The sequence below is a fragment of the Salinibaculum salinum genome (assembly GCF_037645885.1).
Classification (GTDB): Archaea; Halobacteriota; Halobacteria; order Halobacteriales; family Haloarculaceae; genus Salinibaculum; species Salinibaculum salinum.
This window is the reverse complement of the sequence record NZ_JBBENW010000008.1, coordinates 86,966-113,116: the sequence shown is the minus strand read 5'-3', so window position 1 is coordinate 113,116 and position 26,151 is coordinate 86,966. Positions and strand designations below refer to the sequence as shown.

30 protein-coding genes are annotated in these 26,151 nt (G+C 61.5%); 13 read left to right on the top strand and 17 right to left on the bottom strand.

Annotated elements, in window-relative coordinates; genetic code table 11:
• The first annotated feature begins 80 nt into the window (after positions 1–80).
• Entirely contained in the window at positions 81–374 is a 294-nt protein-coding gene (gene yciH, locus WDJ60_RS10285) for a stress response translation initiation inhibitor YciH (protein WP_158836710.1), read from the top strand.
• Between the two features lie 287 nt (positions 375–661).
• Here the strand turns inward: yciH and engB are convergent, their stop codons facing one another.
• Complete coding sequence (gene engB / locus WDJ60_RS10280) at positions 662–1,279, bottom strand: GTP-binding protein EngB (RefSeq protein WP_340100297.1); 618 nt, start codon at positions 1,277–1,279, stop codon at positions 662–664.
• 66 nt (positions 1,280–1,345) lie between these two features.
• Positions 1,346–1,597 carry a DUF7861 family protein gene (locus WDJ60_RS10275; RefSeq protein ID WP_340100296.1) on the bottom strand — a complete coding sequence of 84 codons (252 nt, stop codon included), beginning with the start codon at positions 1,595–1,597 and terminating at the stop codon, positions 1,346–1,348.
• 92 nt (positions 1,598–1,689) lie between these two features.
• Here WDJ60_RS10275 and WDJ60_RS10270 point away from each other — a divergent pair, with 92 nt between their 5' ends.
• On the top strand, positions 1,690–2,988 hold the full coding sequence (locus WDJ60_RS10270) for a TIGR00341 family protein (protein WP_340100295.1): 1,299 nt from the start codon (positions 1,690–1,692) through the stop codon (positions 2,986–2,988).
• Between the two features lie 117 nt (positions 2,989–3,105).
• Here WDJ60_RS10270 and WDJ60_RS10265 read toward each other — a convergent pair whose 3' ends face one another.
• On the bottom strand, positions 3,106–4,068 hold the full coding sequence (locus tag WDJ60_RS10265; RefSeq protein ID WP_340100294.1) for an NOG1 family protein: 963 nt from the start codon (positions 4,066–4,068) through the stop codon (positions 3,106–3,108).
• 93 nt (positions 4,069–4,161) lie between these two features.
• Between WDJ60_RS10265 and WDJ60_RS10260 the strand changes: the two genes are divergently transcribed.
• A complete protein-coding gene (locus WDJ60_RS10260) occupies positions 4,162–4,524 on the top strand; it encodes a DUF5518 domain-containing protein (RefSeq protein WP_340100293.1) in 363 nt (120 codons plus the stop codon).
• Between the two features lie 156 nt (positions 4,525–4,680).
• Here the strand turns inward: WDJ60_RS10260 and hisE are convergent, their stop codons facing one another.
• Together hisE and pdxT are read right to left on the bottom strand one after the other, a co-directional pair.
• Positions 4,681–4,974: a phosphoribosyl-ATP diphosphatase gene (gene hisE, locus WDJ60_RS10255; protein ID WP_340100292.1), complete on the bottom strand. Its 294-nt coding sequence runs from the start codon at positions 4,972–4,974 to the stop codon at positions 4,681–4,683.
• A 38-nt stretch (positions 4,975–5,012) separates the two neighbouring features.
• On the bottom strand, positions 5,013–5,621 hold the full coding sequence (gene pdxT / locus WDJ60_RS10250) for a pyridoxal 5'-phosphate synthase glutaminase subunit PdxT (protein WP_340100291.1): 609 nt from the start codon (positions 5,619–5,621) through the stop codon (positions 5,013–5,015).
• 318 nt (positions 5,622–5,939) lie between these two features.
• Here pdxT and WDJ60_RS10245 point away from each other — a divergent pair, with 318 nt between their 5' ends.
• Positions 5,940–6,965 (top strand): PrsW family intramembrane metalloprotease, encoded by a 1,026-nt coding sequence (locus WDJ60_RS10245; RefSeq protein ID WP_340100290.1) that lies wholly within the window; start codon positions 5,940–5,942, stop codon positions 6,963–6,965.
• On the opposite strand, the gene WDJ60_RS10240 is transcribed toward WDJ60_RS10245, so the two are convergent.
• Entirely contained in the window at positions 6,966–7,577 is a 612-nt protein-coding gene (locus WDJ60_RS10240) for a riboflavin synthase (protein WP_340100289.1), read from the bottom strand.
• Positions 7,578–7,658: 81 nt separating this feature from the next.
• On the opposite strand from WDJ60_RS10240, the gene WDJ60_RS10235 reads away from it, so the two are divergent.
• Positions 7,659–7,901 (top strand): DUF7533 family protein, encoded by a 243-nt coding sequence (locus WDJ60_RS10235; RefSeq protein WP_340100288.1) that lies wholly within the window; start codon positions 7,659–7,661, stop codon positions 7,899–7,901.
• A 1-nt stretch (position 7,902) separates the two neighbouring features.
• On the opposite strand, the gene WDJ60_RS10230 is transcribed toward WDJ60_RS10235, so the two are convergent.
• Entirely contained in the window at positions 7,903–8,622 is a 720-nt protein-coding gene (locus WDJ60_RS10230) for an RNA ligase partner protein (RefSeq protein WP_340100287.1), read from the bottom strand.
• An 86-nt stretch (positions 8,623–8,708) separates the two neighbouring features.
• Between WDJ60_RS10230 and WDJ60_RS10225 the strand changes: the two genes are divergently transcribed.
• A complete protein-coding gene (locus WDJ60_RS10225) occupies positions 8,709–9,812 on the top strand; it encodes an RNA ligase (RefSeq protein WP_340100286.1) in 1,104 nt (367 codons plus the stop codon).
• A 25-nt stretch (positions 9,813–9,837) separates the two neighbouring features.
• Here WDJ60_RS10225 and WDJ60_RS10220 read toward each other — a convergent pair whose 3' ends face one another.
• The 4 genes from WDJ60_RS10220 to WDJ60_RS10205 all read right to left on the bottom strand — a co-directional run bounded on the left by WDJ60_RS10220 (position 9,838) and on the right by WDJ60_RS10205 (position 12,710).
• On the bottom strand, positions 9,838–11,691 hold the full coding sequence (locus WDJ60_RS10220) for an ATP-dependent helicase (protein ID WP_340100285.1): 1,854 nt from the start codon (positions 11,689–11,691) through the stop codon (positions 9,838–9,840).
• A 97-nt stretch (positions 11,692–11,788) separates the two neighbouring features.
• On the bottom strand, positions 11,789–11,947 hold the full coding sequence (locus tag WDJ60_RS10215) for a DUF7563 family protein (protein WP_340100284.1): 159 nt from the start codon (positions 11,945–11,947) through the stop codon (positions 11,789–11,791).
• A gap of 59 nt (positions 11,948–12,006) precedes the next feature.
• Positions 12,007–12,303 carry a DUF7521 family protein gene (locus tag WDJ60_RS10210; protein WP_340100283.1) on the bottom strand — a complete coding sequence of 99 codons (297 nt, stop codon included), beginning with the start codon at positions 12,301–12,303 and terminating at the stop codon, positions 12,007–12,009.
• Positions 12,304–12,359: 56 nt separating this feature from the next.
• The gene (locus WDJ60_RS10205) at positions 12,360–12,710 is read right to left on the bottom strand and encodes an ArsR/SmtB family transcription factor (RefSeq protein WP_340100428.1); all 351 of its coding nucleotides are present in this window, start codon (positions 12,708–12,710) and stop codon (positions 12,360–12,362) included.
• A 169-nt stretch (positions 12,711–12,879) separates the two neighbouring features.
• Between WDJ60_RS10205 and WDJ60_RS10200 the strand changes: the two genes are divergently transcribed.
• Complete coding sequence (locus WDJ60_RS10200) at positions 12,880–13,380, top strand: PadR family transcriptional regulator (RefSeq protein WP_340100282.1); 501 nt, start codon at positions 12,880–12,882, stop codon at positions 13,378–13,380.
• Between the two features lie 107 nt (positions 13,381–13,487).
• On the opposite strand, the gene WDJ60_RS10195 is transcribed toward WDJ60_RS10200, so the two are convergent.
• From WDJ60_RS10195 to WDJ60_RS10185, 3 genes are all read right to left on the bottom strand, one after another.
• Complete coding sequence (locus WDJ60_RS10195) at positions 13,488–13,664, bottom strand: HVO_0416 family zinc finger protein (protein ID WP_340100281.1); 177 nt, start codon at positions 13,662–13,664, stop codon at positions 13,488–13,490.
• Positions 13,665–14,052: 388 nt separating this feature from the next.
• Entirely contained in the window at positions 14,053–14,775 is a 723-nt protein-coding gene (locus WDJ60_RS10190) for a diphthine--ammonia ligase (RefSeq protein WP_340100280.1), read from the bottom strand.
• A gap of 37 nt (positions 14,776–14,812) precedes the next feature.
• Positions 14,813–14,965: a hypothetical protein gene (locus WDJ60_RS10185; RefSeq protein WP_340100279.1), complete on the bottom strand. Its 153-nt coding sequence runs from the start codon at positions 14,963–14,965 to the stop codon at positions 14,813–14,815.
• A 163-nt stretch (positions 14,966–15,128) separates the two neighbouring features.
• On the opposite strand from WDJ60_RS10185, the gene WDJ60_RS10180 reads away from it, so the two are divergent.
• The 3 genes from WDJ60_RS10180 to WDJ60_RS10170 all read left to right on the top strand — a co-directional run bounded on the left by WDJ60_RS10180 (position 15,129) and on the right by WDJ60_RS10170 (position 19,257).
• Positions 15,129–17,000 (top strand): glycoside hydrolase family 2 protein, encoded by a 1,872-nt coding sequence (locus WDJ60_RS10180; RefSeq protein ID WP_340100278.1) that lies wholly within the window; start codon positions 15,129–15,131, stop codon positions 16,998–17,000.
• A gap of 302 nt (positions 17,001–17,302) precedes the next feature.
• Positions 17,303–18,193: a coiled-coil protein gene (locus WDJ60_RS10175; protein ID WP_340100277.1), complete on the top strand. Its 891-nt coding sequence runs from the start codon at positions 17,303–17,305 to the stop codon at positions 18,191–18,193.
• A 197-nt stretch (positions 18,194–18,390) separates the two neighbouring features.
• On the top strand, positions 18,391–19,257 hold the full coding sequence (locus WDJ60_RS10170) for a hypothetical protein (protein ID WP_340100276.1): 867 nt from the start codon (positions 18,391–18,393) through the stop codon (positions 19,255–19,257).
• An 11-nt stretch (positions 19,258–19,268) separates the two neighbouring features.
• Here the strand turns inward: WDJ60_RS10170 and WDJ60_RS10165 are convergent, their stop codons facing one another.
• Both WDJ60_RS10165 and WDJ60_RS10160 read right to left on the bottom strand, forming a co-directional pair.
• Positions 19,269–20,795 carry a DUF1102 domain-containing protein gene (locus WDJ60_RS10165; protein ID WP_340100275.1) on the bottom strand — a complete coding sequence of 509 codons (1,527 nt, stop codon included), beginning with the start codon at positions 20,793–20,795 and terminating at the stop codon, positions 19,269–19,271.
• Positions 20,796–21,272: 477 nt separating this feature from the next.
• Positions 21,273–21,875, bottom strand: coding sequence for a DUF7344 domain-containing protein (locus tag WDJ60_RS10160; RefSeq protein WP_340100274.1), 603 nt, complete (start codon positions 21,873–21,875; stop codon positions 21,273–21,275).
• 474 nt (positions 21,876–22,349) lie between these two features.
• On the opposite strand from WDJ60_RS10160, the gene WDJ60_RS10155 reads away from it, so the two are divergent.
• Positions 22,350–22,970 carry a hypothetical protein gene (locus WDJ60_RS10155; protein ID WP_340100273.1) on the top strand — a complete coding sequence of 207 codons (621 nt, stop codon included), beginning with the start codon at positions 22,350–22,352 and terminating at the stop codon, positions 22,968–22,970.
• Between the two features lie 331 nt (positions 22,971–23,301).
• On the opposite strand, the gene WDJ60_RS10150 is transcribed toward WDJ60_RS10155, so the two are convergent.
• On the bottom strand, positions 23,302–23,451 hold the full coding sequence (locus WDJ60_RS10150; protein WP_340100272.1) for a hypothetical protein: 150 nt from the start codon (positions 23,449–23,451) through the stop codon (positions 23,302–23,304).
• Between the two features lie 254 nt (positions 23,452–23,705).
• Here WDJ60_RS10150 and WDJ60_RS10145 point away from each other — a divergent pair, with 254 nt between their 5' ends.
• Entirely contained in the window at positions 23,706–24,851 is a 1,146-nt protein-coding gene (locus tag WDJ60_RS10145; RefSeq protein ID WP_340100271.1) for a signal peptidase I, read from the top strand.
• Positions 24,852–24,922: 71 nt separating this feature from the next.
• Positions 24,923–26,137 carry a DUF5305 domain-containing protein gene (locus tag WDJ60_RS10140; RefSeq protein ID WP_340100270.1) on the top strand — a complete coding sequence of 405 codons (1,215 nt, stop codon included), beginning with the start codon at positions 24,923–24,925 and terminating at the stop codon, positions 26,135–26,137.
• The last annotated feature ends 14 nt before the right edge of the window (positions 26,138–26,151 follow it).

Below are 26,151 nucleotides of genomic sequence, written 5' to 3'. Positions count from 1 at the left end.
CTGCTCGCTATCCAAGGCGAGTACACCACAAGTCCTCGGCTATAGCTTGCCAAGTGACCATCAAAAACTTGCGAGGAACCATGTCTGAGGTCTGCTCGACGTGCGGGCTGCCAGAGGAGCTTTGCGTTTGTGAGGACGTCGCCAAAGACTCCCAGGAAATCACCGTCCGCATCGACGAGCGCCGCTATGGCAAAGAGGTAACGATCATCGAGGGGTTCGACCCGAGCGATGTCGACATGGACAGCCTGTCGTCTGACCTGAAATCCAAGTTCGCGTGCGGGGGAACTGTCGACGACGGGCAGATAGAACTCCAGGGCAACCACACCGGCCGCGTCGAGGACTTCCTCCGGGACAAGGGCTTCAACGTCGCCTGACCACCCGGTCTGTTCTGTCGAGAGAGCGCCTTCGTAGCTGTGGTTCTGTAAATCAAGCAATTTAGCAACAGCGCTGTTGCCGTGGCCGAGCGCACGTGTTCGCGCCCGCGAACCGTGCGCTCACGGGGAAGGGCAGGCCTGCCGTTGCTGTGCGGTAGCGGTGGGCACTACGATAGCATCTGCGAGCGCTCTACCGAGCGCGAGCAGCCTTTTTCGCCCACGTTTTTCGAGGAGCGGTCCGCTGCGCCGCGAAGCGGCGCGCGAGACCCGACGCTGAAAAAGGTGGTTCAGAAGAACTGAAACAGTTCGTCTTTGTTCGCCTCGTGGAGATGGTGGCGAACCGCTTCGTTGAGCGCCGAGATATTCCCGCGTTTGGCGCTGATTGGCGCGATGGTCTCTTGCCACTGCTTCCACGGCGGGACGAGGCCGAGGCGGTCACAGATCTCGTCGAGGCGTTCGTCTTCGTCGTCGACCTTGTCCATCTTGTTGACGGCGACGACCGGTGGAATCCCCACGTCGCGCAGAAAGTGAAACAGTTCTACGTCGTGTGGAATCTCGTCGGGGCCGGAGTGGCGGTCGATGATGTCGACGGCCGCTTTCCCGTCGAGGACGAGGATGCCAACGAGGATCTGCTCGGCGTTGGCCTCGATGTACTGCACCACGTCGGTCTTGATTTGCTCGCGGGCCTCTTCGGGGACGCCTTTCATGAAGCCGAAGCCGGGGAGGTCAGTGAGGACGAAGTCGGGGCCGGTCCAGTCGTAGTGATTTGGCTGGCGGGTGACGCCGGGGCGCTGGCCGGTGTCGAAGGTGTGGCCGGTCAGCTCGCGCATCAGCGTGGACTTACCGACGTTTGAGCGCCCCAGGAGGACGACCTCGTTCCCTCGGTCCGGCCGCGTGTCGAACATATCCCGTATTGACCGCCGACGGCGAAAACCTCCGCGGTTTGGGTCGTGACCGACACAGCGGTTCTGTCAGCTACCGTCGCCGTGTTTGCGATACCAGACCCGCTCACCGATCGGTGAGTCGTTCTCGTCGAGGTCCAGCCGCCCAACGAACAGGTCCCGAACCGCCAGGGTGACCGTGAGGTCGACACTGTCTCCCTGCTCGTTTTCGACGGTGACAACGCAGTGCCCGTCCTGCTGGCGGATCTGCTCGACTGTTCCGACGGTCCAGCGCTCGCGATGGTGGCTTGGCTCGCGTGCGTGGATTCGGTCGTGGGTCACACCTGAATCACGCCGTCCGGCGGAGTAAGCGTTTGCGTCCAGTGCGAGCGAATGACACAAGTGCTTTTGTTCCGCCCGCCGACCACGAGGACGTGCGACTCGTTCAGGTCACTATTCCGTCGGGTAAACGTCGGACGATTCTGTCGACGCTCGACGACGAAGGGGTCGATTATGTGGTCGCCGACGAGACCAGCGGCCGCGAGTATGCCGCAGTCGCGTACTTTCCCTTGCCGACCAACGCAGTCGAGCCGATACTGGGATCGCTCCGGGAAGCCGGGCTGGGCGACGACGCGTTTACTGTCGTCGTCGAGGCGAACACTGTCGTCTCGCGGCGCTTCGAGGAGTTACAGAAACAGTACGCCGAGGAGGAAGACGAGGGCCGTATCGCACGCGAGGAACTGACCGCAGAAGCGAGTAACCTCGCACCGTCGCTCGATGTTTACGTCGTTATGACTGTGGTGAGCGCGCTGATTGCGACGGCGGGACTCTTGCTCGACTCGCCGGCAGTCGTGGTCGGGTCGATGGTCATCGCGCCGCTTGTTGGACCGGCGATGGCCGCCAGCGTTGGGACCGTGGTCAACGACCACGACCTCTTTTCGCGGGGTGTTCGCCTTCAGATTGGCGGGCTCGTGCTGGCGATCGTCACCGCAGCACTGTTCGCACTCGTCGTCCGGTACAGCAATCTGATTCCACCGCTGGCCGACGTGACGACCATCCCGGAGATACGTGAGCGCGTCGCGCCGGATTTCCTGTCACTGGTCGTCGCTATCGGTGCCGGTGTTGCGGGTGTCGTGAGTCTCACGTCCGGAGTGTCGACGGCGCTGGTCGGCGTGATGATTGCCGTCGCACTTATCCCGCCGGCGGCAACGGTCGGGATCGGACTCGCGTGGGGCGCACCGCTCGTGGCGGTTGGGTCGGGTGTCCTGTTGCTTGTGAACGTCCTCTCTATCAACCTTGCAGCGCTCGTGGTGCTCTGGTACAGCGGCTACCGGCCCGAACACTGGTTTCGTCAAGGTGACGCACGGCAGGCGATGATAAAGCGCATTGCGACGCTCGTCGTGGCCATCATTCTCCTCTCGGCGTTTCTCGGTGGTGTCACGTACGACTCCTATACGCGCGCGACGACGACCGAACAGCTGACGACGGATGCCGAGGCTGCTGTTGCGGCGGCAAACGAGAATACAGACCTCGAAATGACTGTCCTGAACGTTCAGGTCGAACACACCAACACAGCGCTGTTCCAGGAACCACAACGAATTATCGTCACTGTCGGCATCCCACCGGGGCAGTCGGCTGTGGGGCTAGCCCCCGATATCGACGAACGCGTCGAAGAGACTACTGGTCGAGATATCGAGACACAGGTCCGGTATGTCACGACCGAGACTGGCTAACAGACGGCACGCGTCGAGTGCGGGACAGTTGTGCCGTACTATCGCGGTCCTGCCCCGCCTACTCTGTCAGGACACGCACAGGGCTGGTCGCCCAATTTCTGATAAACGTTCGGCCGGTCACTCGTCGAAGGGAAACTCCGGTTCGTAACCGACAGCCTCGATGGCAGCAGCGAGGACGGCATCGACGTTCTCGTCTTCGGTGACGCTCATGTAGTGGTCGGCCTCCACGTCGCGCGAGCGGTCGGACTTGTTACAGACAGTCAGGACGGGAGCCGAAAAGCGGCTGGTGATGTCGTCGCGAAGCTCCAACTGGTCGGCGAGCGGATAGCCGCACTCGCCGCTGGCATCGACCAGTACGAGTACTGCGTCGGCGGCGTGTTCGAGCGCGCTCACGGCCTGCGATTCGATTTCGTTGCGGTCCTCCGGAGGCCTGTCGAGCAGGCCTGGGGTGTCCACCAGCTGATAGCGGATGTGGTCGCGTTCGACGTGGCCGACGCGAATCTCGGTGGTCGTGAAGGGGTAACTGGCCGTCTTGTTGCTGGCACGAGTGACGGCGTTGACGAACGTCGATTTGCCGACGTTCGGGTAGCCCGCGACGACGATTGTGGGTTCGTCTGGGCGGATGTCGGGCAGTTTTCGCAGTTCCTCGCGTGACTCTTTGAGCGCGTCGATGTCGGGCTCGATCTCTTCGACGACGTCGGCCAGTCGGGCGAACGCTTGCTTTCGGAGTTTGCGGGCGGTATCGACGTCGCCCTGCAGGCGGCTCTCGTACTCCTTGCGGATATCGGTCGCCATCCGACTGGCCCACATCAGTTCGCTGAGGTGCTGGCGCATCTCGTCGACGTTGCCGATGGCATCGGCGAGTTCGTAGTAGAAGGGGTCGAGTTCGGCGAAGTCCGGCCACCCGGTGACGACGTTCTCCAGGTTGTCCGAGACGATATTAGCGGCGGTCATCAGCATCGACTGCTGGGCCTCGAACCCGGATTTGGCGCGGCCGGCGCGGGAGGCTCGGGAGAAGGCCTTGTCGACGAGCTCGTCGGCAGTGAGCATCGTCGGGAGGTCCTCGAACGGCTGGCTCATTGCACCCGGGTAGACGGTCCGGGGGTAAAAGGGCGTTCGTTACAGTTCGGAGCGTGCCAACACCGTCTTGCTGCTTGGCGGCCAACAGACTATATGACCAACTGGCGTGCCGTCCTGCTCGGCTTTCTCGTCGGTATCGTCGCCGGACTGTTCGCGTTCGCGCTCCCCGTCGTGGGTCATGTCGGCGCGGGACTGATCGCTGGCTTCGTGGCCGGTCTCTTCGCCGGCGGCGGGATTCTCAGCGGCGCGTGGCACGGACTGCTGGCTGGTGCGCTCGATGGCCTTGTTCTCGCGGTCATCGTTGGACTGTTCGGAGCAACGTTAGGACTCGCTGCCGGCGGTCCGGCCGGTGGGTTGCTCGGTGGTGCCGGCATCTTCGTCGTCGCTCTCGTCATCGCGTTCGTCTTCGCACTCGACAGCGCAGTTGGGGGTGCAGTCGGCGGTATCCTCGGCTAAACCGCGCTATCGTCGCTCGGCCAACTCCGCCCGCAAATCCTCCACATCGCTACCACCTTTTTCCCGGTCGGGTACGTTCCCGTCGGTCACGTACCACTCCCGGCAAAAACCTGGGGGAAAAATGCCGACCGCTCCCATCGGTCGCGGTCGGTACGGTTACCGTCGCTCCGCCAACTCCGCCCGCAAATCCTCTACATCCATATCTTTCATCGCGAGCAAGACCAGCATGTGATAGACGATGTCGGCAGACTCGTGTGCGATTTCTTCGTGGTCGTCGTCTTTCGCCGCCAGCAGTAGTTCGGTCGTCTCTTCGCCCAACTTTTCGAGGACGGCGTTCTCTCCCTTCTCGTGGGTGAACAGCGACGCGGTGTAGGAGTCTTCTGGGAGGGTTTCCTTGCGGTCCTCGATGACGGCGAAGAGTTCGTCGAGAATCTCGTCGGTGTCGCTCATTGGCGGAGTTGTCGGCGGGGGCGGGTTTGTGTCTGTCGCTACCGCTGGCTCTCCTCGACGGCGACTGTCTCGAAGAAGGCCAGGTCGTGAATCCGTGAATCGTCGGTCAGTTCGGGATGAAACGAGGTGCCGACGATGGGGCCCTGTTTGACTGCGACCGGGCGGTCGTCGACCGACGCCAGTACCTCGACGTCCTCGCCCACGGAATCGATGACCGGTGCGCGGATGAACACGGCCGGGAACGGCTCGTCGAGTCCGGCGATCTCCAGCAGCGCCTCGAAACTGTCCTTCTGCCGGCCGAAGGCGTTGCGTTCGATGGTCGCATCCAGCACGTTCAGCGTCTCGACACGGTCGTCTTGGGCGTCCATGCTGGCGACGATGAGCCCCGCACAGGTCGCGAGCATCGGCTTGCCCGCTTCGACGTGGTCGATTATCTCTTCGGCCATCCCCGTCCGCTGGAGGAGTCGCGAGATGGTCGTCGACTCGCCACCGGGCAACAACAGTACGTCACAGTCGGGAATCAGCCCGGACTCGCGGATTTCGAGCACTTCGCTTTCCTGTCCGTGCGCCCGTGCCGCGCGCTCGATGGCGTCGGCGTGCTCGCTGACGTCCCCCTGAACTGCGACGACACCCGCCGTTAGCGTCATACTCTCTGCTGGGTGACTCACGGCGAAAAAGGCCTCGTTGTCGGCAGTACTAGTCGTCGGCCGCTGCTGGCTCTGCGCTCTCTGTTTCGATGTCGTCTGTCGGTGTCTCCTCGTCTGTCGGCGGCGGCGCGGTGTACATCATCCCCCGGCTTGCGCTGTAGCGAGTCATTATCGTGTGTGGGATTCTCACACTATTTAAACCTCTCCAATATATAATATAATGGGCCTTAATCATCTGGCGCCATTGCTCGGGAAAAACCGACCATAGAGGGCGGCGCGGGCAAAGCGTTAGGTGCGACGCGGCCAACGTACCGTCAAATGAGTGGCAGACGGGACCCGGTTCAGCAGCGCGACGACGGGTCGATGGAGTTGCAGGATATCGCGACCTGGCGGCCGGCGTCGCTGCCCGACCGGGTCATCTACCGATTCTACTCGGCCTCGCGTGTCGCCGCACGCATCATGCTCGTCGTCCTCGCTGTGCTCATTCTCGTCTCTCAGTTCGCACTCGGTGGTCTCGGCGCGCTCGCGGACCCGCTGGTCGGGGCGTTCGTCGCGCTCTCTGCAGTGCCAGCGCTGTTGCTCGCCGCGTACATCTGGTACGCCGACGTGACGACGAGAGAATCGCTCCGATTGCTCGTGGTCACGTTCGTCCTCGGATTCCTCTTTGCGGGCTTTGCCGGCGTGCTCAACGTCGCCGTTGCTGAGCAGTTCGTCCCCTTGCTGTTTGCGTTCGACCTCGACTACGAGATTGCGCTGGCTGCCCTCTTTCTGTTCGTCGTCGCACCAATCGAAGAGTGCGTGAAACTGCTCGCCGTCTGGCTCTACGCCTACCGCAAGCCGGCGTTCAACGCCGTCGTCGTCGGTGCCGTCTACGGCGCGATGGCCGGGCTCGGCTTTGCCACCATCGAGAACGCCGTCTACATCACTCGCTACACCGACAGCGCCGCCGGGTTCAGCACGACCATCGCCCAGGGCACGTCGATCGCCACCCAGCGTGCACTCGCCGGTCCCGGCCACGTCATCTACTCGGCGTTTGCCGGCTACTATCTCGGGCTGGCGAAGTTCAATCGCGAGTACGCCGGCCCGATAGTCATCAAGGGACTGCTCGCCGCCATCTTCATCCACGGCTGGTACAACGTTCTCGTTTCACACGTTCCCGACGTACTCGCTACGACGTTCGGCCTCTCGAACTTCGCCGCTGTCGTGGTGTTCATCGTCGCCTACGACGGCGTCTTTGCCATTCTGCTCGGCCGAAAACTCTCGAAGTATCGGGCGGTCTACGAGCGAGCTCACACCGACAACGAAGACGAGCTTCAGAGCGAACTCACCGAGTTCGATCCGTGACTACTGCCCGACGATGTTCTCGACGGCACCCTCGTCGACCAGGCTCTCGACGTACTTCGCGATGACGTCGACCTCTATATGGACCGGGTCACCAACCTCTTTGGTCGAGAGCGTCGTCACGTCGTAGGTCTCGGGGACGATAGCGACGGTAAATTCCTCGTCGCCGAGGTCGGCGACGGTCAGCGAGATGCCGTCGACGGTAATCGAGCCTTTCGGGACGATGTACTGGTCCTGTCCTGTCGGGATGGAAAACGTGTAGAACCAGTCGTCCCCGACTTGCTCGATGTCGAGCACCTCAGCCGTGGTGTCGACATGACCCTGGACGAAGTGACCGTCGAAGCGACCCTCGGCGGGCATCGCCCGTTCGAGATTCAGTTCGTCGCCGGCGCTCACCGTTCCGAGATACGTCTTTGCGACTGTTTCTTCGGCGAGAAAGACGGCGAACCACTCCCCGTCTTCGAACTCCTCGACGGTCAGGCAGACGCCGCTGACGCTGATGGACTGGCCGTCTTCGAGCCCCTCGAACGTGGTGCCGATGCGGAGGCGGCGGCCGCCTTCCTCGTCGTCGACTGCGAGCACTTCGCCCGTCTCCTCGACGATACCAGTAAACATACCCCTCGCTTCGGGTCGAACCGGCCAAACGCTTTCGATGCGATGGGCGACTTTTTGCCCGTCCACGCGCTACGCCCGTCCATGTCGCGTGGCGTCATCGAGTTTCTCCAGTTTGCCGGCAGCGTCGTCTTCGCCGTTCCAGTCGGCTTCTTCGGCCTCCTCAAACTCACCGAGGGCGACGTACTCGTCGGCGCTGGCTTCCTCCTCCTGTCGGTCGTGATGGTGCTGGGTCGGGAGTACATCACGTCGCCGAAAGATCTGCCGGCGATGGCACTCCAGCGGATCACCGGCCGCGTCGCGAAAGATCCCGACGAGGAGGAGTAGGCTACTCGCCGTCTTCCGGCGGTTCGTCGGCGATTCCCGGCGCCGAACGGTCCCGGTCGACCCACCGACCTGTCTCGGTCGCGGCGAGATACTCGTCGAGCAGCGTGGGGAAGTCCCGGCCCTGGAGATATCGCAGGCCGAAATCCTCCGCCCAGTTGATGATGCCCCGGTCCTCGGTGACGACGCCGGCGTCGAGTTCGCGGGCGAGAATGAGCAGGTCGAAGTCCTCGCGGGAGTCGAGCACGCCCTGGCGGAGCGCGTCGCGGTACTCGTCGCGCAGATCCGAGATGACGCGGTCAACGTCGGTGATGTGGTCGTGGTCCTCGACGGTCTCGCCGTGTTTCTGTTCCGTTTTCCGGACTGCCTTCTCGGAGACGCGCAGGCCGCGGTTGACCCGCTCGGACATTTCGTCGATGAACTCGTAGACCATCTCCGCCGGAATCATCACCTCGTAGTGGGCCGGACTCTTCGTGATGACCCAGGTGTTGAGTTTCTGGATAGTGGCGTCGTCGACATCCCGGTCTTTCAGCATGACCGTCAGCTCCTCGTAAATCGAGGGGGGCATGTAACAGGAGATGCCGTGTTCGAGCCGGGCCGCTGCGATGCGGTCGAGCAGTGCGAGACAGGCCTCCTCGACGGTTTCGTCCTCGCCGCGAATCTCCGGTGTCAGAAACAGCGACGTATCGAGGACGAACCGCTGTTTGAGCGGTGACTCGGCCATACTGGTGGTTGTGTCCCCGTCGTGAAAGGTTCTCCGGCCCGGTGTCCCACACCACGCTTTTGGCACTGAGCGTCGCAGTATCCACCATGGACCGCGATCTGAGTGTCGTCTTCGATGCGGACCACGACGAGCTCGCCGAGCACTTCGAGCGGGCAACCCACCGTGGCCGCGAGTACTTCTACCTCCCCGACGAGCGCCACGGCGTCGAGCGCGGGACCGTCGTCACCGGTGACGCCATCGTCCGTGGCTTTCCCTCGATACCGCGCGTGCTCGTTCTGGACCCCGGCATCCCGGACTTCTTCGAGGGACCAGTCACTATCGAGGAGAAACTCAACGGCTACAACGTCCGCATCGCTCGCGTCGACGGCGACGTGCTCGCGTTCACCCGCAGTGGCTACGTCTGCCCCTTTACGACGAGTCTGGCTGCCGAGTACCCCCTCGATGTCTTCTTCGACGACTACCCCGAGACGGTCGTCTGTGGCGAGCTCATCGGTCCCGAAAACCCATACACGACTCACGACTACGAGGAAGTCGAGGAGGCTGCTCTCAGGGTGTTCGACCTCCGGAATCGGGAGACTGGCGACCCGGTGTCTGTCGACCGCCGGCGCGAGCGCTGTGACGCCTACGACCTGCCGGCAGTCCCGGCGTTTGGCACCCACGAGCCGGACGCGGCCGTCGATGCGATCCGCGACGCTATCGCGGACCTCGACGAGCGGGGCCGCGAGGGCGTCGTCGTCAAATCTGCCGACGGCAGACGGACCGTCAAGTACACCACCTCGGCGATTCACCGCGCCGACCTCGCACACGCCTTCGACAAACCGTTCGACTACGGCCGGCAGTTCCTGTTCGCCAGGGTCATCCGCGAGGCGTTCCAGTCCGTCGAGTTCGGCGAAGACGAGGACACTGCCAGACAGCGTGCGCGTGATATGGGCGAAGCTATCCTCCTCCCTGCGATCGAAAGCATCCGCGCCGTCGAACAGGGCGAGTCTATCGGGGACACTCACACGGTTCGTGGCGACCCCGCGACGATAGAGTCACTTCTAAACCGGTTTCGCGCCGTGGGATTACATCTCGATATCGAGAAAGATACCTACGAGGACGGCGATCGCGTGGTCCGATTTACGAAAGTCGCAGACGCGAGCCGGGATAAAATCGGCCACTTCCTCTCGGGCGGCACTATCGACGAGTAACGAGTCCCGCATCCGACGGCGGCCGTCAGTCGGCCTGTGCGGGCAGGGGCTCTTCCGCCTCGGCCAGGAGCTGGTCGAGCTCTGTACCGGTCGGCTCGTTGTTCAGGAGCACGTCGACCGGGAGCGTCGGTGCGCCGTCGACGAGGTTCTCCAGCAGGACGAGGCGCTCGCGGGCGCGGCTCATCCCGACGTAGAACACGCGGCGTTCGTTGTCCGTGAGCGTCGGAACCGGTGAGGTGTGTTTCGTGAACTCGCCGTCGCCGGGAATGTGCTGGCCGTTCTGCTCGACGGTTGCGGCCATCTGCTCGACGACCTTCTCGGTAAGGTCGGTGGCGACGAAGACGTGGTCGGCTTCGCGACCCTTCGCGGAGTGGATGGTGCCGACGCGCACGCGGTCGCTCACCATCCCACGGTAGTCGCCAGTGAAGTAGGCCCCAACAGTCCGCTCCTGGAAGTTGGTTACCTTCCGGAGCATGTCGGCCGCAGAGCGTGGGTCCGGCACGAACGGTGCGTACTCCCTGATGACCTCGGGTTCGATTTCGAGGTTGACGATGTCCTCGACGTCGCTCGCCTCCTCGCGGTCGTCGAGTTCGTCGAAGAGGTCGTCGCGCTCGCCGGTGCCGAACGCCGAATCGGCGAGCATGTCCGCGAGACGTCGGGCCTGGAGGCCATCGACCGGTTTGTCGGCGTCCAGTGCTTCGATGGCCTCGACGTACTGTTGCAGCCGGTCGGTCCACATCCGCTGGTCGGTCAGACACTGGAAGGGAATGCCTTCACCGATAAACTCGTCGATGAACTGGAACATCTGATAGCGCGCCCGGAACAGCACCATTACGGTGTCGTCTTCGGTTTCGGCTATCGTGCCGCGGACGTTCCGGACCACGTCGAGCATCGAGGGGTGCTGGGCCGCCTCGACGCTGCCGCCCTCCTTGCGGGGCTCGAGGTCCTTGTCCTGCCGTTTCTCGATGTGTGAGACTTCCCGGTTGACGACGTTGAGAATGCGCGAGGGGAGTCGGTAGGAGTTGGGGAGAATCACGTCGTCGTCGACGTCCTCTTCGAGCAGGAGGTCCGGGTCGGCACCCTGCCAGGCGTAGACGACCTGGTCGTCGTCACCGGCGATGAGCACTCGATTCATGTGGGGTCGCCACTCCTCGTAGACGCGATACTGCAGCGTCGTGATGTCTTGGAACTCGTCGATGACCAGGTAATCGACGTTCGGAAGCAGGGAGCGCTGCTCGACGCGTTCGAGCATGTCCGCGAAGCCGACGAGGCCGTTGTCGCCCTTGTAACTGCGCCAGGCGCGAATCGCTTCGGGGATGTCGAGCCGGTCGTCGTCGCTGGGCCAGGTCGGGGTGTACTTGTTCCCCGTCTGGGCGTTCTCGTCGATGTCCGGCGGGAGACGGACCTCCTCGTCGTCCCACTTGAACGGCACGTCGTACCAGTCGGCCACGTCGCGGGTGGTCCGCTGCAGCCACTGACTGGTCGCGATGACCTTGTTGCCGAGCGTCGTCGACCGCGCCGAGCGGCGGCGCGACCCCTCGTACTCGTCCTCGTACTCGATGCCGAACTGGTCGCAGAACTCCTCTTTGTCCGACTCGCCGACCACGTCGCCACGTGAGAGGTTCAGCAGGTCGTAGGCTTTCGCGTGCATCGTCGAGACGTTCCCGCGCAGCGCACGTGGACTCATATCGAGTCGTTCGGCGAGGCGTTCGCGGATCTCCGCGGCGGCCGCGCGAGTGTACGAGACGACGAGGATATCCCGAACGTCGATGTCGTCTTCCTCTTCGAGTAGTTGCTCTACCCGGTCGAGCAGTGCCGTCGTCTTCCCGCTCCCCGGGCCACCAAACAGGCGGACGACCTGGGTGGTCGAGTCAGTCATTGCAACTATAGTGGGCCCGCTGGTTCATAAACGGAGCGACTTCGACCCGCCAGCTATCGCTGGTGACAGGTCGTCTGAACGGCGGTGTCTGCGTCTCCTACGACCGCCGCGGTGACCGGGCTTTGCGAACGTCGCTGCCGTCCCGAATCATGTCTTCGCACTCGGGACAGACGCGCGGCTCGTCCATGTCGTTCGGTGTGAATACTCGTGCGTAATCTTTCGTGACGAATGCGCCACAGTTCTGACAGTCTGGCATTTGTCCCACGCCCCGGACTCACATGCCACAAGATGGTTCTTAATGGTTTTGAAATTCAATTATCGGTACAACGAGACGTACAGCATGCTGAAGCCGATAATGAAGGGGATGGTCTCGGACAACTGGAAGAAGAGATTTATCAGTGGGTCCGTGTTCGCGCCGAACTGGGTGATGACGCTGCTGATTGCCACGCCCATACTGATGAAGGCAAAACCGAGAAACGCGTACTGGAGTCGCGCAGTCTGGCGCTTCTGGTACGCCTGGAAACTGATGAGCGTGATGCCGAGTGTCAGTCCGAACACGACAAAACGCATGAGTACGAGTACCCCCCTGGCCACTGGTACGACGTCGACCATCTGTTCACCGGTGGTACATCAACCGGTATAATAAACGTGGCTACCTCTTTGCCTGCTCACTCGGCGTGGAGGTCGTCCCACAACTGGCTAAAGCGGTCGGGGAGATTCTCCTCGCGGTAGATTCGGACGTGGTACTCGTCGTCCTGTAACGAGATGACCGTACTCTCGAAGTTCGATTCGTAGACCTTGTAGTGATTTCCGTCGTCGGCGACCAGCGTATGCTCTGTGACGAGGTCGTACTCCGAGAGCATCTCGATGCGACGGTACACCGTCGGCAGCGACATGTCACACTCCTCGGCCAGTTCCTTGGCCGATTTCGGGTCGCGGCTGATCGCGGCGAGCACGTGGCGAGCGTGCTGGTCACCGATCGTGTCCAGGATCTCCTCGATACTTCGGTCGTCCACTATTGGATTCTCTGTGGCCCGGATTATAAGCGTTTTCGAGTGACGGCTCGACTGCTCAGTCGCGTACGAATCGCTGCCGCTTCGGTGGGGTTCTTTCAGACTCAGAAAACGCGCTCGGGGTGTTATAGTCGTCCCCGCAAGAGTACTAGCTGCTGATCTCGTCTCGCAAACCATGTCCGGTGACAACCTTCAGGCGACGCCGCACGTTGCACAGACTGACCCCTCTCGTGACAGTTCCCCCCCTGTCACCCCTCAATTGCTGGAGCGTGTGCGCGACGGCCGGTGTGACGACACGCCGGCGGAGGTTCTGTCGTCGGTCGCTGGGGACCTGCTCGACGACGACGTCGCTGACATCGACGTCGCCGAGGAGGTACTCACGCAGAGTCTAGACGAGATTCTCGTGGCGCTGATCGCACTGCGCGACGACGGGACGCACGGGAGCGGACTGATGGAGGACGTGGCGCAACTCTTCGACGTGCAACCGAGTCCGGGTACCGTATACCCACGGCTGCACGACCTCGAATCGGATGGCACCCTCTCGCGGCACGACCTCGTCCAGACCAAACAGTACTCCATCGACGACGACGATGCCGCCGAGTCGCTACTCGAAGACGCAGCGCATCAGCACCTCGCAGTTGGGTTGTTTCTCTACGCCGCACTCGATTCGGTGTAACACCCACTGATCCCCCCTCGTTTCCGTTCGGTGAGTACGATAGATGCTGGGCTACCGACGGTAGTGTCACGCGAGCACTTGCGCCGAAAAAACAGCGACTCGTCAGTTTATACCGGTGTCCAGCCACAGACCGAGCACTCTGTAGCTCCCTCCTCGTGAAGTCCGCCACAGTCCGGACACTGCTTTTTGTTGTAGCTTTCCTCCCAACCGATCTCGTCCGTCTCGTGGCCACGCTGGGAGAGAAACTCGTCGAACATGTCGTTGCTGCTCGGGGCGGAGGCCATACATGATATGGTATACCACACCAGCATATAGTTCTATTGGTTGTGGTGGGTATTGGCAGGGATAACTCTCGTCAGATATCACAACTGATGCTAGTTATGTCGGCTGATGATATCGAAACACTGGTGATCCTGAATAGTAGTGGTCTGCACTCCTCGTTGAACGACACTGTCGCGACAGGCCCAGTCAAAAGGGGGAAAGGGGGGTAGGGGGTCTTGGCACCAGTCTGATGCCAGCATCCCAAATATCGGCGTAATAGATGATAAAAATATCTCTCCAGTTATCATGATTGATATGATCATCTGTCCGCTGACCATTAGTGCCCATGGTAGCGGAGTAGTCGTCTCCGTTTGCATCGCACGCGACCGTTCGCGGAGACGCGTCAGGCCGTCACCTGTCGAGTCGCGCATCTTCGACGGTGACCGTGCCGCGGGTGCCGTCCCACTCGGTCGTGTAGTCGAGTTCGATTCGGTGGCCCATGTGGGGGCCGTCGGTGACGAACGTCTCGAACTCGCCGCCTTCGCCGAGGACGTGTACCCCGTATTCCTCGTTGAGTTGCTGCAATTCCGCAAGCGCGTCGGCATCCAGCGTCCGCCCGAGCCAGGACTCGTCCAGCCCGGCGGCGGCGACCTGGATGATGGTAATCTCGAAGCCGGTATCGAGCATCTCCTCGGCGAGCGCAACGGGGTCGCGCCGCCACAGCGGCGCAAAGAGGTCTGCGTCGAGTCGGTCGGCCATCGCCTCGATGCGACTGGTCTGGTACTCGCTTTCGACCGCGCCGGCGGTCAGGCCGGCAATCCCGCCGTCGAGTTCGGCTGCCAGCCCCTCAAGAGCTGCTTCGAGCGGCTTGAGTTCCTCGTCCCCCTGGACGCCCGCGTCGGGCACGTCGTCGGCACCGAAGTCGTCCGGATGCACGTCGACGAGCGGAACGCCGATGCTCTCGGCGGCGAGGGTCGCAAGCTCCGTCGCGGGGACGTGGTACATGTAGGAGTCGCCCGCCGGGTGGACGGTGACGAGTCGCTCGACGGGGAGGTCCCGCTGGAGTGCCTGATAGAGTGCCCACGAGGAGTCCTTGCCGCCCGAGAAGAGACTGATCCACGCGCCCGATGTCATACGCTACGGGACGGTTCGGGCGGTGAAACCGCTGTCGCTATCGGTGGACCGTCACCGTCACTTCGCCGCACGCACACTCGTAGGCGCGGCGCTCGCCCGCCTCCGTCCGGTAGACGAGCATACAGTCAGCGTCGGTGAGCGTCCGCGTACAGCCCTCTGCGTCGCACGTGCAGGCGAGTTCGTCGAGCATACTCGAAGGATGGTCGGCATCATACCTTAAACCGAGCCATGGGCGGAGTGAAAGTGAAAGTAACCGACTGCGTCGGTGTGTCACTGTGCCGGCCTGCACCGGTCTGGCGCTGTGTCGGTCGGGTAGGGTAACAGTAATGGGGGCGGCGAACGCCCGAGTGTGTATGTTCGAGGAGTGGCGCGCAACGGCGGTCGGTGGGTCCGACGAACGGTCGGTGTCGGTGCCGGGCAAGCCAGCGGCCTTCGCCGGGGCCGACGGCGTGACGTACGTGACGAGGTTCGACGACCCGCGCGGACCGAGCGACGACGCCGCTGTCGTCGAGTTGCGCGGTCTCTACGCTCACGCCGAAGTCGACGTGACCGGCGAGCGTCTCGACGGCGAGGGCACCGCCAAACACGACGCCTACTTCGAGCCACTCCGAATTCCGCTCTTGCCCTACGAGGAGAACGAACTCTCGGTCACCTGCCATGCCCCCCGGGACCGATTCGGTGGCATCCACGACACCGACGCCGTGCCCGACGCCGATGCTGTCCCCGGTATCTGGTGGGATGCGACCGTCGAGAGTCACCCGCTCCCCTACGTCGACCGCATGCGTGTCCGTCCTGAAGTCACCGATGACGGGGCGGTTCTCCACGTCCGGACGACCGTCGTCTCCGAGGACCCGATCGAGGACCGCATCACCTACTCGCTCAAACCCGAGGGCGACCTCAAGACCCGCGGCATGATGGACCGCGGGCGCGTCGAGACCAGCGGCCCGGGCAAGACCACCGTCGAGCACACGATCGACGTTCACGACCCGTCGCTGTGGTGGCCCAGAGAGTTCGGCCAACAGAACCGCTATCGACTCACGGCGAAACTGGGAAACAGCGAGCACTCGGTCACGACGGGTATCCGCGAGGTTGCCCACGACGAGAACCGGCTGGTCGTCAACGGCCAGGCGGTCCCGATTCGTGGAGTGACGACGCTGACCGACGACCCCGAAGATATCGACCGCGCTATCGAGACCAACGCGAACCTCGTCCGTGCTCGCGCCCACGCGCTTCCGAGAGAGATGTACGAGGCCTGCGACGAACGCGGGATGCTCGTCTGGCAGGACCTCCCGCTGACCGGTCCCGGCGACTTCGACGCCGGGCGCGGCCAGTCTCTCGCGAGGGCGCTCGCCAGCACCTACGGACAGCATCCGAGTCTCGCGGCCGTCGCCGTCCACGACGAACCGACCGACGCCTTCGCAGACGGTCTCGGCGGCGGCCTCTTCGACGGGCTGCGCCTGCGCTGGCGGGGCTGGCGCAACAGCTACGACCGCAGCGACGCCGACGCGGTTGCCGACGCCGTTCCCGACGCTCTCGCTGTGTTCCCCGTCGTCGGTGAACCGGGAATCGATCACGATGCTGCGGCGTACTACCCCGGGTGGGACTACGGCACCGCAGCGAGCATCGAGGCGCTTCTTGACCGGTACCCGACGGATATCCTCGCCAGTTTTGGTGCCGGATCGCTGGCCGAGGATGTCGACACGGCCGCGGGCTTCGAGCACGAGAAACACGCCCGGTACGTCGACGCGGGTGTCTCTGCGAGTACCACGAGTGGTGGCTCGTCGGACTCGTCCGACGTCGTCGACGCGTCCCAGTCCTACCAGGCCGAGACACTGCGGACCGTCGCGGAGCGTGCCCGCTGTCGTGGGTTGGGAACCATCGCTGCGACGCTCCGGGACACTGACGCCGCCGGGATGGGTATCTACGATGTCGACGGCGACCCAAAGGTCGCACAGGAAACACTCGCTGCGGCGTTCCAGCCGGCACAGGTATTTCTCCTGAATCCCGGGACCGGTACCCGGGAAGTCGTCGTTCGAAACGATGGGCCCAAACCGCTGTCGGCGACCGTCTCGTGGGAAGCGGGTGACGAGCGTGGCGAACGGGAGATTACGGTCAATGGTATCGGTCGCTGGCGTGACGATATCGCAATTCCGAGTGGGGCCGACTCGGTCACACTGACCCTCGCGGCGTCGGGCGGGACTGTCGAGAACAGCTACGACCTGTGACCGGCCTGTTTCGAGAGCCAAACCGGCGTTCTGTGGCGTGTGGTACACAGAGACAGGGGTTTCAGGGACCGGAATATTTAAGCGCCCATCGACAATAGGAGTAGTCACCAGAACGTTGCGGCGTTCCGGCAGTATCGTGCTATTGCCCAGTATGACAGGGAAATCTTGTTGTCGGCGTCAGCCAACCGAGACTGGCATGACCGGTGTTTCCGGTCGTTTGCCGTCGGGTGGCGACGCTACAGCCGCCAGTCACCGGGTGTCGACTGCCACAGCCGCAACGGGGATGGCATAGAGGACTAAACATGGTAGACTCGATAGACGAATCAAAGAACGTAGAACTGACAGACGAAGACCTCGAAGAGAACTCCAAAGGCGAACTCATCAAGCTCGCCGGGAAACTTCGAGATCGACGAAACGAACTCAACCAGCTCGCATCCGAGCGCGCCTCGGACCGCGACGACCTGAACGCCAAAACGCGCGAGAAGGTCGACGAAGCCCAGGAGCACCGCGAGAAGCGCGACGAGCTCAACGAGGAGGTCCAGGAGCACAAGGAGAAGCGCAACGAGCTCAACGCGAAGGCAAACGAGCTGTTCGACGAAGTCGAGCAACTCAAAAACGACCTCAAACTCGACGAGGGCAAATCCATCGAGGACCTCGAAGAGGAAATCGAAGACCTCGAGTTCAAACAGCAGACCGAAGTGCTCGGCCCCGAGGAAGAGCGCGAACTCATCGAGAAAATCGAGAACAAGCGCGAGAAACTCCAGAGCAAAAAGGAGAAACTCGACCAGAACGCCGACCTCGAAGAAATCAAGGAGGAGGCCGAAGAGGTTCGCGCGGAAGCCTCGACACACCACCAGAAGGTTACGGAGCTGGCTGACGAGGCCCAGAAACACCACAACCAGATGATCGAGGCCTACCGCGAGGCCGACGAAATCCGTGACGAAGCCGACGAGAAACACGAGGAGTTCGTCGACGCCCAGGAAGCCGCAGACCGCCACCACGAGGACTTCGTCCGCGTCCAGAAGCGCCTGCGCGAACTCGACAAGAAAGAGGAAGAGGCCGAGCGCGAAGCCCGCGAAGAGAAAGAAGAGGCCGCTCGCGAGGAAGCCGAGGAAATCTACCAGAAGTTCAAGGAAGGCGAAACCCTCGACACCGAGGACCTGATGAAGCTGCAGAAGACCGGCCTGCTCTGAATATCTGCTGATCTGTTTCTACTGACGCCGTTCACGCCCACCGAGACCGGCAGGTCCACCAGTCGTCGCCGATGGAGCAACGTACAAGTTTAAGTTATATCTGTATTTTCACGCATACATGAGCGCGTTGAAATCGCGTCGAAACCCGTGGAGTCGGGGGCGTATCGAACGCGGTTGTGGCGAGTTCTGACTGAATCATGACCGGAGAGACGCATTCGGCCGGGCTCGTTGAAACGGTCCGCCAGCGAATGCGGTTCTACGATGTTGCCTTGCTGGCGTCGGTTCCGCTCGTCCTGCTCTCGGTGTTCGTCTCGCCGGCCGCGGTTCGTCGCTCGCTGGTCTTCGAGTACACCGACCCCTCGTTCTCGGCGGCGTTCGCGTCGGCGTTTGTCCACTTCGATCGACTCCACCTGTTCGTCAATCTCGCAACCTACACAGTCGTCGTGTCCGTCGTCTTCGCGCTCGCGGTTGCCAGCGGCCACCGTCGCCAGTTCTACGTGGTCTTTCTCAATTTCGTGCTCGTCCTTCCGGCGCTGCTCTCGTATCTGAACCTCTCGGTGGTGCGAAGCTCGGTCGGGTTTGGCTTTTCCGGTGTCGTGATGGCGTTTGCCGGCTACCTCCCCCTGTCACTCGCTGAGTACGCGGAGAGACGGTTCGATATCGGGCCGCGTGCCGCGGTTGCGCCCGTGCTGTTTTTTCTCACGCTCGGCATTATCGCGGTGTTGAGTGTCCAGTCTGTCGTCGCAGAGAACGCGACTGTCTTTCTCGGAACGAGTGGGCTCGTCGCTGCGACGCTGCTCTCGGCACTCCTGTACGCCGTCTCGGCCTTCAACCAGGGCCCGGGTCTCCTGGAAAAAATCCGGGCTGCTGCCACCGACTCGGGCTATTTCGAACTGGGCGTCGTCGCGCTCGTCCTCGTGTTCGGGCTGCCGTTCGTCGCCTTCCCGACCGACCCGCGACTCACTGACAGTTCGGTGAACCTCTACGTCCACCTCCTCGGTTACTCCCTCGGATTTCTGGTCCCGTTCGTCGCGGCGGAACTGGAGGTCCAGGTCACGGACTGACCCGGTCGGCGCTACCAGTAGCTGGAGCGGCGGAGCAGCGCTGTGCCGCCGACGACGGCGAGGATGGCGGCGATGACCAGCAGTGCCGTGCTGTCGAAGCCGGCCGCCTCGTTGCCGACTGGAACGGTCTCATCCGGTGGTTGTCCGGTCGAGTCCGCGGTATCGGACGGTGTCGGAGTCTGGGTGGTGTCTGGCGTCGCTGATTGATTCTCGACGACTAGCGTCCCCGCGGGGATACCGTCGACAGCATAGTCGTAGGTACCAGCCGTGGACGGGCGCTTGTCGAACTGGACTGTCGTCTGCTGGCCGGGAGCGAGACTGACCGTCTGGGTCTGTCTCGTCACTCCGTCTCTCGTGAGAGTCACAGTCTTCTCCCCGGGCACGCTCCCGCGGTTTTTGAGCACTGCCGTGACGGACGCTGTCTCGCCTGACTGTATCGATGTCGGAGACACGGATACCTGCGTTGTCACGAACTGGGGCGTTCGAACACCGACTGCGAACGTCGATAGGCCCGGTGAGTCCGCGACGAAGTGGAGGCGGCCGGGACTCCCGACAGCGCGGGTGGTGTCCAGCGTCTCCCAGCCATCGGTCCCGTGCCGCAGGAGGCGCACATCGTCGGGGGCGATACCGTTCTCCGCGAGGTAGGAACTGTTCGCGCTAAACCGGAGCGAGACGCTCTCGACATCACGACCGTCGATGCTGTGATTGAGGGTGAAATAGCCCTTCGGCTCGATGCCGTCGAGTGCAATCGGCTCGATTGGGGCCGGTGGTGACGACTGCTGTGTGAACGTGAAGTTCGCATCGCCGGTCGTCGTCGAGACGAACCGGATGCCGTCAAGCGTCACGTTGTTGCCGACGATTGGCAACCGGCCGAGGTCGATGTCGACCACGGCGCTGGACCGCAGGTTCTCGACGACGACGTGTCGCTCGCCACTGTGCGGTTCGGTGACGTTCACGATGATGCGGGGGGTAGAGTTCTGCGAGATCTCGTTCACAGAGAGCGTCTCACTGGAATTGCTGGAATCGGAGTTACCGGCGCTGTCAGTCACTTCTTCGGGTTCGGCGACGGACGCGTGCACAGTGATGTCGTCGACGAAACCGTCTGCCCTCTCACCGGTCGTGTCGACGCCCAGTCCAACCGAAACGGATTCGTTCGGACTGAGGGTAACGCTCGATGACTGTGACTCGATAGCGTCGCCGCGGGCGTAGAACGTGACTGCGTCTGATTCGTGGGTCAGCCAGACGTTCGCGTACCGGGAACCGTTGTAGCGGACGCGAAACACGTCGTCGATGGCCGTGATGCTGTTTGGATTGACGCCCTCGCTGTCCAGGTTGGAATTCGCCGCAGAAATGTCGACGACGAGTTCACCGTCGCCGTCGAGGTAGGCGTACTCGCCGTTGGGGCCGTCGCTCGGCGCGAGTTCGACATCGTCGGCAATCCGGTCCGTTTGCCCGTCGAACAGCGGCACTGCCCCCGTCGAGACGAGGAGCGTCCCCGCCAGACTGATTGTGACGAGGGACAGGACTGTTCGGTTCATCGGTTTTTGATTCTTAGTTCCCGGAACTGTTACGTGTTGGACAGTTCACCTCCAGTTGTTCCTGTCCGATTTCGACAGACGCGGGACCTTCTGCTTCGATTGTAACGGTGACAGACCGTTCTATCTCTTGGCTTGCATTCTCAGGTGCGTGTGGATTAATTTTGACAGTTGCTGACTCTCCCGGGCCAAGCTGTTCTGGCTCGTTATTGATCTCTGGAGTAACTCCCTCGGAGTCTACAACTGTAACATTGACCTCTGTTAGTGTGGTACTGAAACGGTTCGTGATTGTCACGAGATCTTGATTGCCACATCGATCTAGTTCGTGCCACGAGTGGCTAAGATAGGCTCTGTCGTCTTCGACTACTGACACTGACACGCCTCGGTCTGCAGACGTTGAAGTGAACGCACCGCTACCGGTCGCCAGCATGAGGCTGGCGACAGCGAGCCCAAGCAGTGCGATCTGCCTGCGTCGTCCCATTACTGGTCACCCGGTTTCGCTGGTGGTTCTGGTGAGCCCCCAAGTTTCATCTCTCGGTTCATCACGACGTGGACGATTGCAGAGACGGTAAACGAAACCGCACAGAAGACTCCCCAGGCGATATCGGGCAGGGCCGCGAGCGGATAGGCGTTCGCCCAGACCGCGGCCATCAACGCCAGCGTAATCGTCGATAGTCCCAGATAGTACTGACTCCACGGGAACTCTCCTTCTTCGACGACTTCGGCGTAGATATCGATGTTCCGCAGTGAGTCCGTTGGTTCGACCGTGCCCGCGCGTTTGTCGAACTCGACGATGCCTGCGTCGTCCAGCTTCGGCAGGTGCCGCTGCTGGAGGGCCGTGTAGACGGCCTTTCGTTCGTTCGAGGTAATCTGGTCGAGACTCGTGTCGTGTTCCCACGCGCTGACCTGCTCGGCGAGCAGACCGAGTGGGACTGTTCCGTCGTGTTCTTTGAGATAGTGAATCGTGTAGCGCCGCCGCTGGTTGGCGAGCATCTTGTACATCGTGTCTCTGGAGATGCTCGTCTCCGATTCGTCTGTTTTCGGTTCGGGTACCGCTGCTGACTGCTGTTGAACTTGTGCCAAGCCTTCTCCCCTTGCCACGTACTTGTCTCGTAATTGTATAAAACACCCCACATCTTTCACTGTTGGAATTGCTTTACTTTCAGCTCATTTCACGGTTCAACGGGTCCGAGATGTATTTCAGGCACTCTTTGAACAGTGGTGCAACCGTCGAAAACGGTTCTATTACTCTCTGAAACTGCCAATATCGATTTACGTCGCGTATCGTCTTGTTATGGAGTTGTCAATGGTAGAACGTATAACCGAATTGTTTGTTATGTCGGGTCTACGTTGATTCCGGTCCGTCTTCAGACTGTGCCTGATATTTTTCGGCGACTCCGAACGGTAGTTCTGGACTCGCGTGAACCAGCTTCACGGGCCTGGAGACCCATCTCACGCGGCTGAATACAATCATGGTAGCAATCCATCTCCTGAGTAAGCGCGCCGCAGCACGGCGCGCGGTGAACAACTATGCAACGACGAAAATTCCTGATCGGAATGGGATCGCTCGCTGCCGGCGGGGCAGCTGCAATGGGTACTGGTGCGTTTACGACTGCCTCAGCGTCTCGCTCAGTCACTGTTGATGTCGTTAACGACGAGGAGGGTTTAATCGGATTGATGGCCGGTGATCATCAAAATATCGAGATCAATGATGATGGCGAACTCGTTATCGATCTTGAGGGGCCGGGAGGAGAAGGTGTTAACATCAATTCTCAATACACTTGGGGGGATCCAGACGATCCCGCATCCAATTACGCCTTCAAGATAGTCAACAACGATTCGCAGGACTACGACGACCTTATTCTGGAATACGAACTGGAGGACGACAGTTGGGTTGATAATAGCACCACCTATTCCAACGAATCGTTCATCAAATTCCACACTCTCGGATCGGGCGACCCTGACGGTTACTGGGCTGATATAAGAGCGCCAAACAACGCACTAGGAACTCCAATCCCAGTGTCGAAAAATCTGCCCACCTCTGGTCCCGTCGATTTCGAGTCGGGGCAGGAGGTGTACGTGGTCGTTGAGGTCAACACGACCGGCTCCCTGGCAACCACCGACGATGATCTTACCGGGTCACTCACAATCAAGGCAGAGGGCCCCGGCGGTAATTAGATCGGCCCTCACTCGGATGATTTAAATATTCTGTTACGTCTTCCCGTTCTCTTTCAGACGGTTATGTTCGTTAAGCTGATCACTCCGAATCTCGCCTGGGAATCTCGGAGATCGAATCGCGACTGTATCGTGATGGATCTATCGAACAGGACCGAATTAACGCGCTCTCGGGCGACGCTATTATTGTTGATGCGGCGTCCGAACTCGGTGCGACGATCGTCTCCAACAACGTTGAGTACTTCTAACTCATTGATGTTCCCGTCGAAGCACACGACTGATCATATGTGTGATACGGGAGGACGCCGTTGCCAGTCACGACAACCCGGATCGGTTACTTCCCTTCTTCCAGAATAACCACTTTCTGATACGCTTCCCGGAGGTGATACTTTGCAGGCTTGCTTTCTGCACAGTCGAGCGCTTTCGAGAGGTGGTCCTGGAGTGACGAGACGTCAACCGGTTCCGTTGAATCTGTAGTAGCCATTGCTCTATCGGGATTTCGTCCACTTTCCATCTTGTATTGAGGTGCGTGAACGTCCTCAAGCGGAGACTGAATCGATTATCCAACCCGATATTTGCACGCAGAGACCTCCTTCCTGAGGACGAGGACACTGGTACGTCTATCCTACGAAGTACCCGAACGCCGTCGCCGAATCCGGATACCGACGCGATATGCCTGCAACGACCGAGCATTTTTTGTCAGCGGATGATGTTTTGATTCGCGTACGATTTCCTGCCATGTCTCTTCGACGCTATCTCCGTCTCGCTCTCACGCTCGCGGTCGTTCTCGTCGCCGTCTCGCTCGTCGTCGGGAACCTGCTCGGCCAGCCAATCTTGCTGAGCTACGTCGAGACGGGGAGCATGGAACCGACGATGAACGCGGGCGATGGCTTCGTGGCTGTCCCGCCCGCAATCGCCGGTGAGGTCGAGACGGGTGATGTCGTCACCTTCCGTGCCCAAGAGATTCAGGGCGGCGGGCTGACGACCCACCGCGTCGTCGAGGAGACTGAGCGGGGCTACATCACGCAAGGTGACGCGAATCCGTTCACCGACCAGGACGACAACGAACCGCCGGTCCGATCGGAGCAAATCGTCGCCGTCGCCTGGCAACCCGGCGGCAGCGTTCTCACCATCCCGCATCTCGGGACCGCCATCCAGATGCTACAGGGATCGATTCAGACACTTCAGGTGCGACTCGCCGGCCTGTTCGGCACGCGGTCGCTGCTCGGGTTGCAGGGGCTGACCTACCTCCTGCTCGGTGCGACGATTGTTCTCTATATCCTCGATTTATACCTCTCTGACGGGGAGCAGCGCGAGCGCGACCGCGGGCGCGACACGGGGACGAGCACGCGACTGCTGGTCGCGGCAATGGCACTTGGACTGGCGCTCGCAGCGACGGCGGCGATGGCAGCACCAGCGGGGAGTCAGGAGTACACCATCGTCAGCGCCGAGTTCGAGTCCGATAGTCCGTTCGTCCTCGAACAGGGCACCAGTATGTCGACGAACTACACTGTCGGGAACAGCGGGCTGGTTCCTGTTGTCACGTATCTCGAACCCAGAGGTGATGGCGTCGACGTGCAGCCGCGTGAACTCCGGGTCGGGTCACAGTCTGTCGAGAACACGACGCTGACGCTGTCTGCGCCGCCGGAGACCGGCGCGTATCGGCGGTACGTCGTCGAGCATCGATATCTCGCGGTCCTGCCACCGTCGATGATTCGCACGCTCTACGGCATCCATCCCTGGCTCCCGGTCGTCGCCATCGACGCGCTCATCGTCGTGCCGTTTTACCTCGTCGGGGTACGACTCCTCGGAACCGGTCGAATCCGGTCGCGGTCGCGCGAGACGCCATCCCGGCTCACTCGTCTCTACTCCAGATATCGTTAGGTTGTTTGTACCATTCACTCTAAATATTCAGGCCAATATACATTTATACGGACAGGTTGTATTCGGGAACCATGCGTGATACACCGCGGTGGGTTCGGCTTCGGGCCCTTCTCGACGAGTCTCTCATGGCTCTCGTCGTCGTGGCGCTCGTTATCGCACTGGCGGGCGGCTATCTCACGATGGGTGCCTACGGGGAGACCGAGACGCGGACCGAGGAACACCAGACGACCGTCTGGGAGTCGAGCGGAGCGTTCACTCACAACGCGGCCGTCGTCAACGACACTGCGGTCTACGACGAGGGGGACCGCCTCCACAACCGGAGCACGTACTTCCGGGACCTGACGCCGCGACTCGACGGCGCGTTCGTGTACACCTACACCGCCCGTGACGGCGGTAATCTGACGAGCAGCGCCACGACGAGGCTCGTATTCCGCTCCGTGGAGGACGTGGAGGACGGTGCGGCAACTGAATACTGGCGACTCGACTCGCCACTCGCAAACAGAACGGCGACGCTGTCGTCCGGGGACCGTCTCCGTGTGCCGTTCTCGGTGAACGTCAGCGCTGCCGAACAGCGACTCGACGAAGTCGACGCCCAGTTCGGTGGGACGCCGGGAACGAAAGAACTGTATCTCGAAACCGAACTGACGCTCTCGGGGACGCGCAACGGCGAACCCGTCGACCGGACCCGAACCTACCAGTTACCGATTACGCCGACCGATAGCGTCTACGAAGTCGGCGCTGACGGGCCAGTCGTCCACTCCGGAAACCAGTCCGAACAGGTGACTGAACCGGTCCAGCCGGGGCCACTGCGGTCGTACGGCGGGCCGCTGTTGCTGGTGGTGGGTCTCGCGGCCGCACTCTGCTGTGTCGGTGGACGATACACCGGGATGCTCTCTGTTTCCGACACTGAACGCGAGTGGCTGGCGTACCGAAGCGCACGCAACGAGTTCGATGACTGGATTTCGACCGTTCGAATCCCCGAGACTGAGGTGCCCGATTCGACCGTCGAAGTCGAGTCACTCGAGGACCTCGTCGACATCGCTATCGATACCGATGGGCGCGTCCTCGAAGTGACCGATCGCGACGCGTTCTTCCTGTTTGGCGAGAACCGCACCTACGTCTACACGCCGCCGTCCCCAGACGAACCACTCTCGCTGGGGGACCGTTCTGTGGCTGACGATGCACTTGACGACACGACCCAGTCGGTGGAGACGAATCCACCCGCGTCGAACGACCAGCATTCTGCGTCGGATAGCGCGGCGAGTTCGGCAGACCAGAGCGAGTGAGTAACATTCACCAT

Bases quoted from the DNA above. Each gene is read 5' to 3' on its own strand.
- yciH (WP_158836710.1), top strand. From the start codon at position 81: ATGTCTGAGGTCTGCTCGACGTGCGGGCTGCCAGAGGAGCTTTGCGTT.
- engB (WP_340100297.1), bottom strand. From the start codon at position 1,279: ATGTTCGACACGCGGCCGGACCGAGGGAACGAGGTCGTCCTCCTGGGG.
- WDJ60_RS10265 (WP_340100294.1), bottom strand. From the start codon at position 4,068: ATGAGCCAGCCGTTCGAGGACCTCCCGACGATGCTCACTGCCGACGAG.
- WDJ60_RS10260 (WP_340100293.1), top strand. From the start codon at position 4,162: ATGACCAACTGGCGTGCCGTCCTGCTCGGCTTTCTCGTCGGTATCGTC.
- hisE (WP_340100292.1), bottom strand. From the start codon at position 4,974: ATGAGCGACACCGACGAGATTCTCGACGAACTCTTCGCCGTCATCGAG.
- pdxT (WP_340100291.1), bottom strand. From the start codon at position 5,621: ATGACGCTAACGGCGGGTGTCGTCGCAGTTCAGGGGGACGTCAGCGAG.
- WDJ60_RS10245 (WP_340100290.1), top strand. From the start codon at position 5,940: ATGAGTGGCAGACGGGACCCGGTTCAGCAGCGCGACGACGGGTCGATG.
- WDJ60_RS10240 (WP_340100289.1), bottom strand. From the start codon at position 7,577: ATGTTTACTGGTATCGTCGAGGAGACGGGCGAAGTGCTCGCAGTCGAC.
- WDJ60_RS10235 (WP_340100288.1), top strand. From the start codon at position 7,659: ATGTCGCGTGGCGTCATCGAGTTTCTCCAGTTTGCCGGCAGCGTCGTC.
- WDJ60_RS10230 (WP_340100287.1), bottom strand. From the start codon at position 8,622: ATGGCCGAGTCACCGCTCAAACAGCGGTTCGTCCTCGATACGTCGCTG.
- WDJ60_RS10225 (WP_340100286.1), top strand. From the start codon at position 8,709: ATGGACCGCGATCTGAGTGTCGTCTTCGATGCGGACCACGACGAGCTC.
- WDJ60_RS10220 (WP_340100285.1), bottom strand. From the start codon at position 11,691: ATGACTGACTCGACCACCCAGGTCGTCCGCCTGTTTGGTGGCCCGGGG.
- WDJ60_RS10215 (WP_340100284.1), bottom strand. From the start codon at position 11,947: ATGCCAGACTGTCAGAACTGTGGCGCATTCGTCACGAAAGATTACGCA.
- WDJ60_RS10210 (WP_340100283.1), bottom strand. From the start codon at position 12,303: ATGGTCGACGTCGTACCAGTGGCCAGGGGGGTACTCGTACTCATGCGT.
- WDJ60_RS10200 (WP_340100282.1), top strand. From the start codon at position 12,880: ATGTCCGGTGACAACCTTCAGGCGACGCCGCACGTTGCACAGACTGAC.
- WDJ60_RS10195 (WP_340100281.1), bottom strand. From the start codon at position 13,664: ATGGCCTCCGCCCCGAGCAGCAACGACATGTTCGACGAGTTTCTCTCC.
- WDJ60_RS10190 (WP_340100280.1), bottom strand. From the start codon at position 14,775: ATGACATCGGGCGCGTGGATCAGTCTCTTCTCGGGCGGCAAGGACTCC.
- WDJ60_RS10185 (WP_340100279.1), bottom strand. From the start codon at position 14,965: ATGCTCGACGAACTCGCCTGCACGTGCGACGCAGAGGGCTGTACGCGG.
- WDJ60_RS10180 (WP_340100278.1), top strand. From the start codon at position 15,129: ATGTTCGAGGAGTGGCGCGCAACGGCGGTCGGTGGGTCCGACGAACGG.
- WDJ60_RS10175 (WP_340100277.1), top strand. From the start codon at position 17,303: ATGGTAGACTCGATAGACGAATCAAAGAACGTAGAACTGACAGACGAA.
- WDJ60_RS10170 (WP_340100276.1), top strand. From the start codon at position 18,391: ATGACCGGAGAGACGCATTCGGCCGGGCTCGTTGAAACGGTCCGCCAG.
- WDJ60_RS10165 (WP_340100275.1), bottom strand. From the start codon at position 20,795: ATGAACCGAACAGTCCTGTCCCTCGTCACAATCAGTCTGGCGGGGACG.
- WDJ60_RS10155 (WP_340100273.1), top strand. From the start codon at position 22,350: ATGGGATCGCTCGCTGCCGGCGGGGCAGCTGCAATGGGTACTGGTGCG.
- WDJ60_RS10150 (WP_340100272.1), bottom strand. From the start codon at position 23,451: ATGGCTACTACAGATTCAACGGAACCGGTTGACGTCTCGTCACTCCAG.
- WDJ60_RS10145 (WP_340100271.1), top strand. From the start codon at position 23,706: ATGTCTCTTCGACGCTATCTCCGTCTCGCTCTCACGCTCGCGGTCGTT.
- WDJ60_RS10140 (WP_340100270.1), top strand. From the start codon at position 24,923: ATGCGTGATACACCGCGGTGGGTTCGGCTTCGGGCCCTTCTCGACGAG.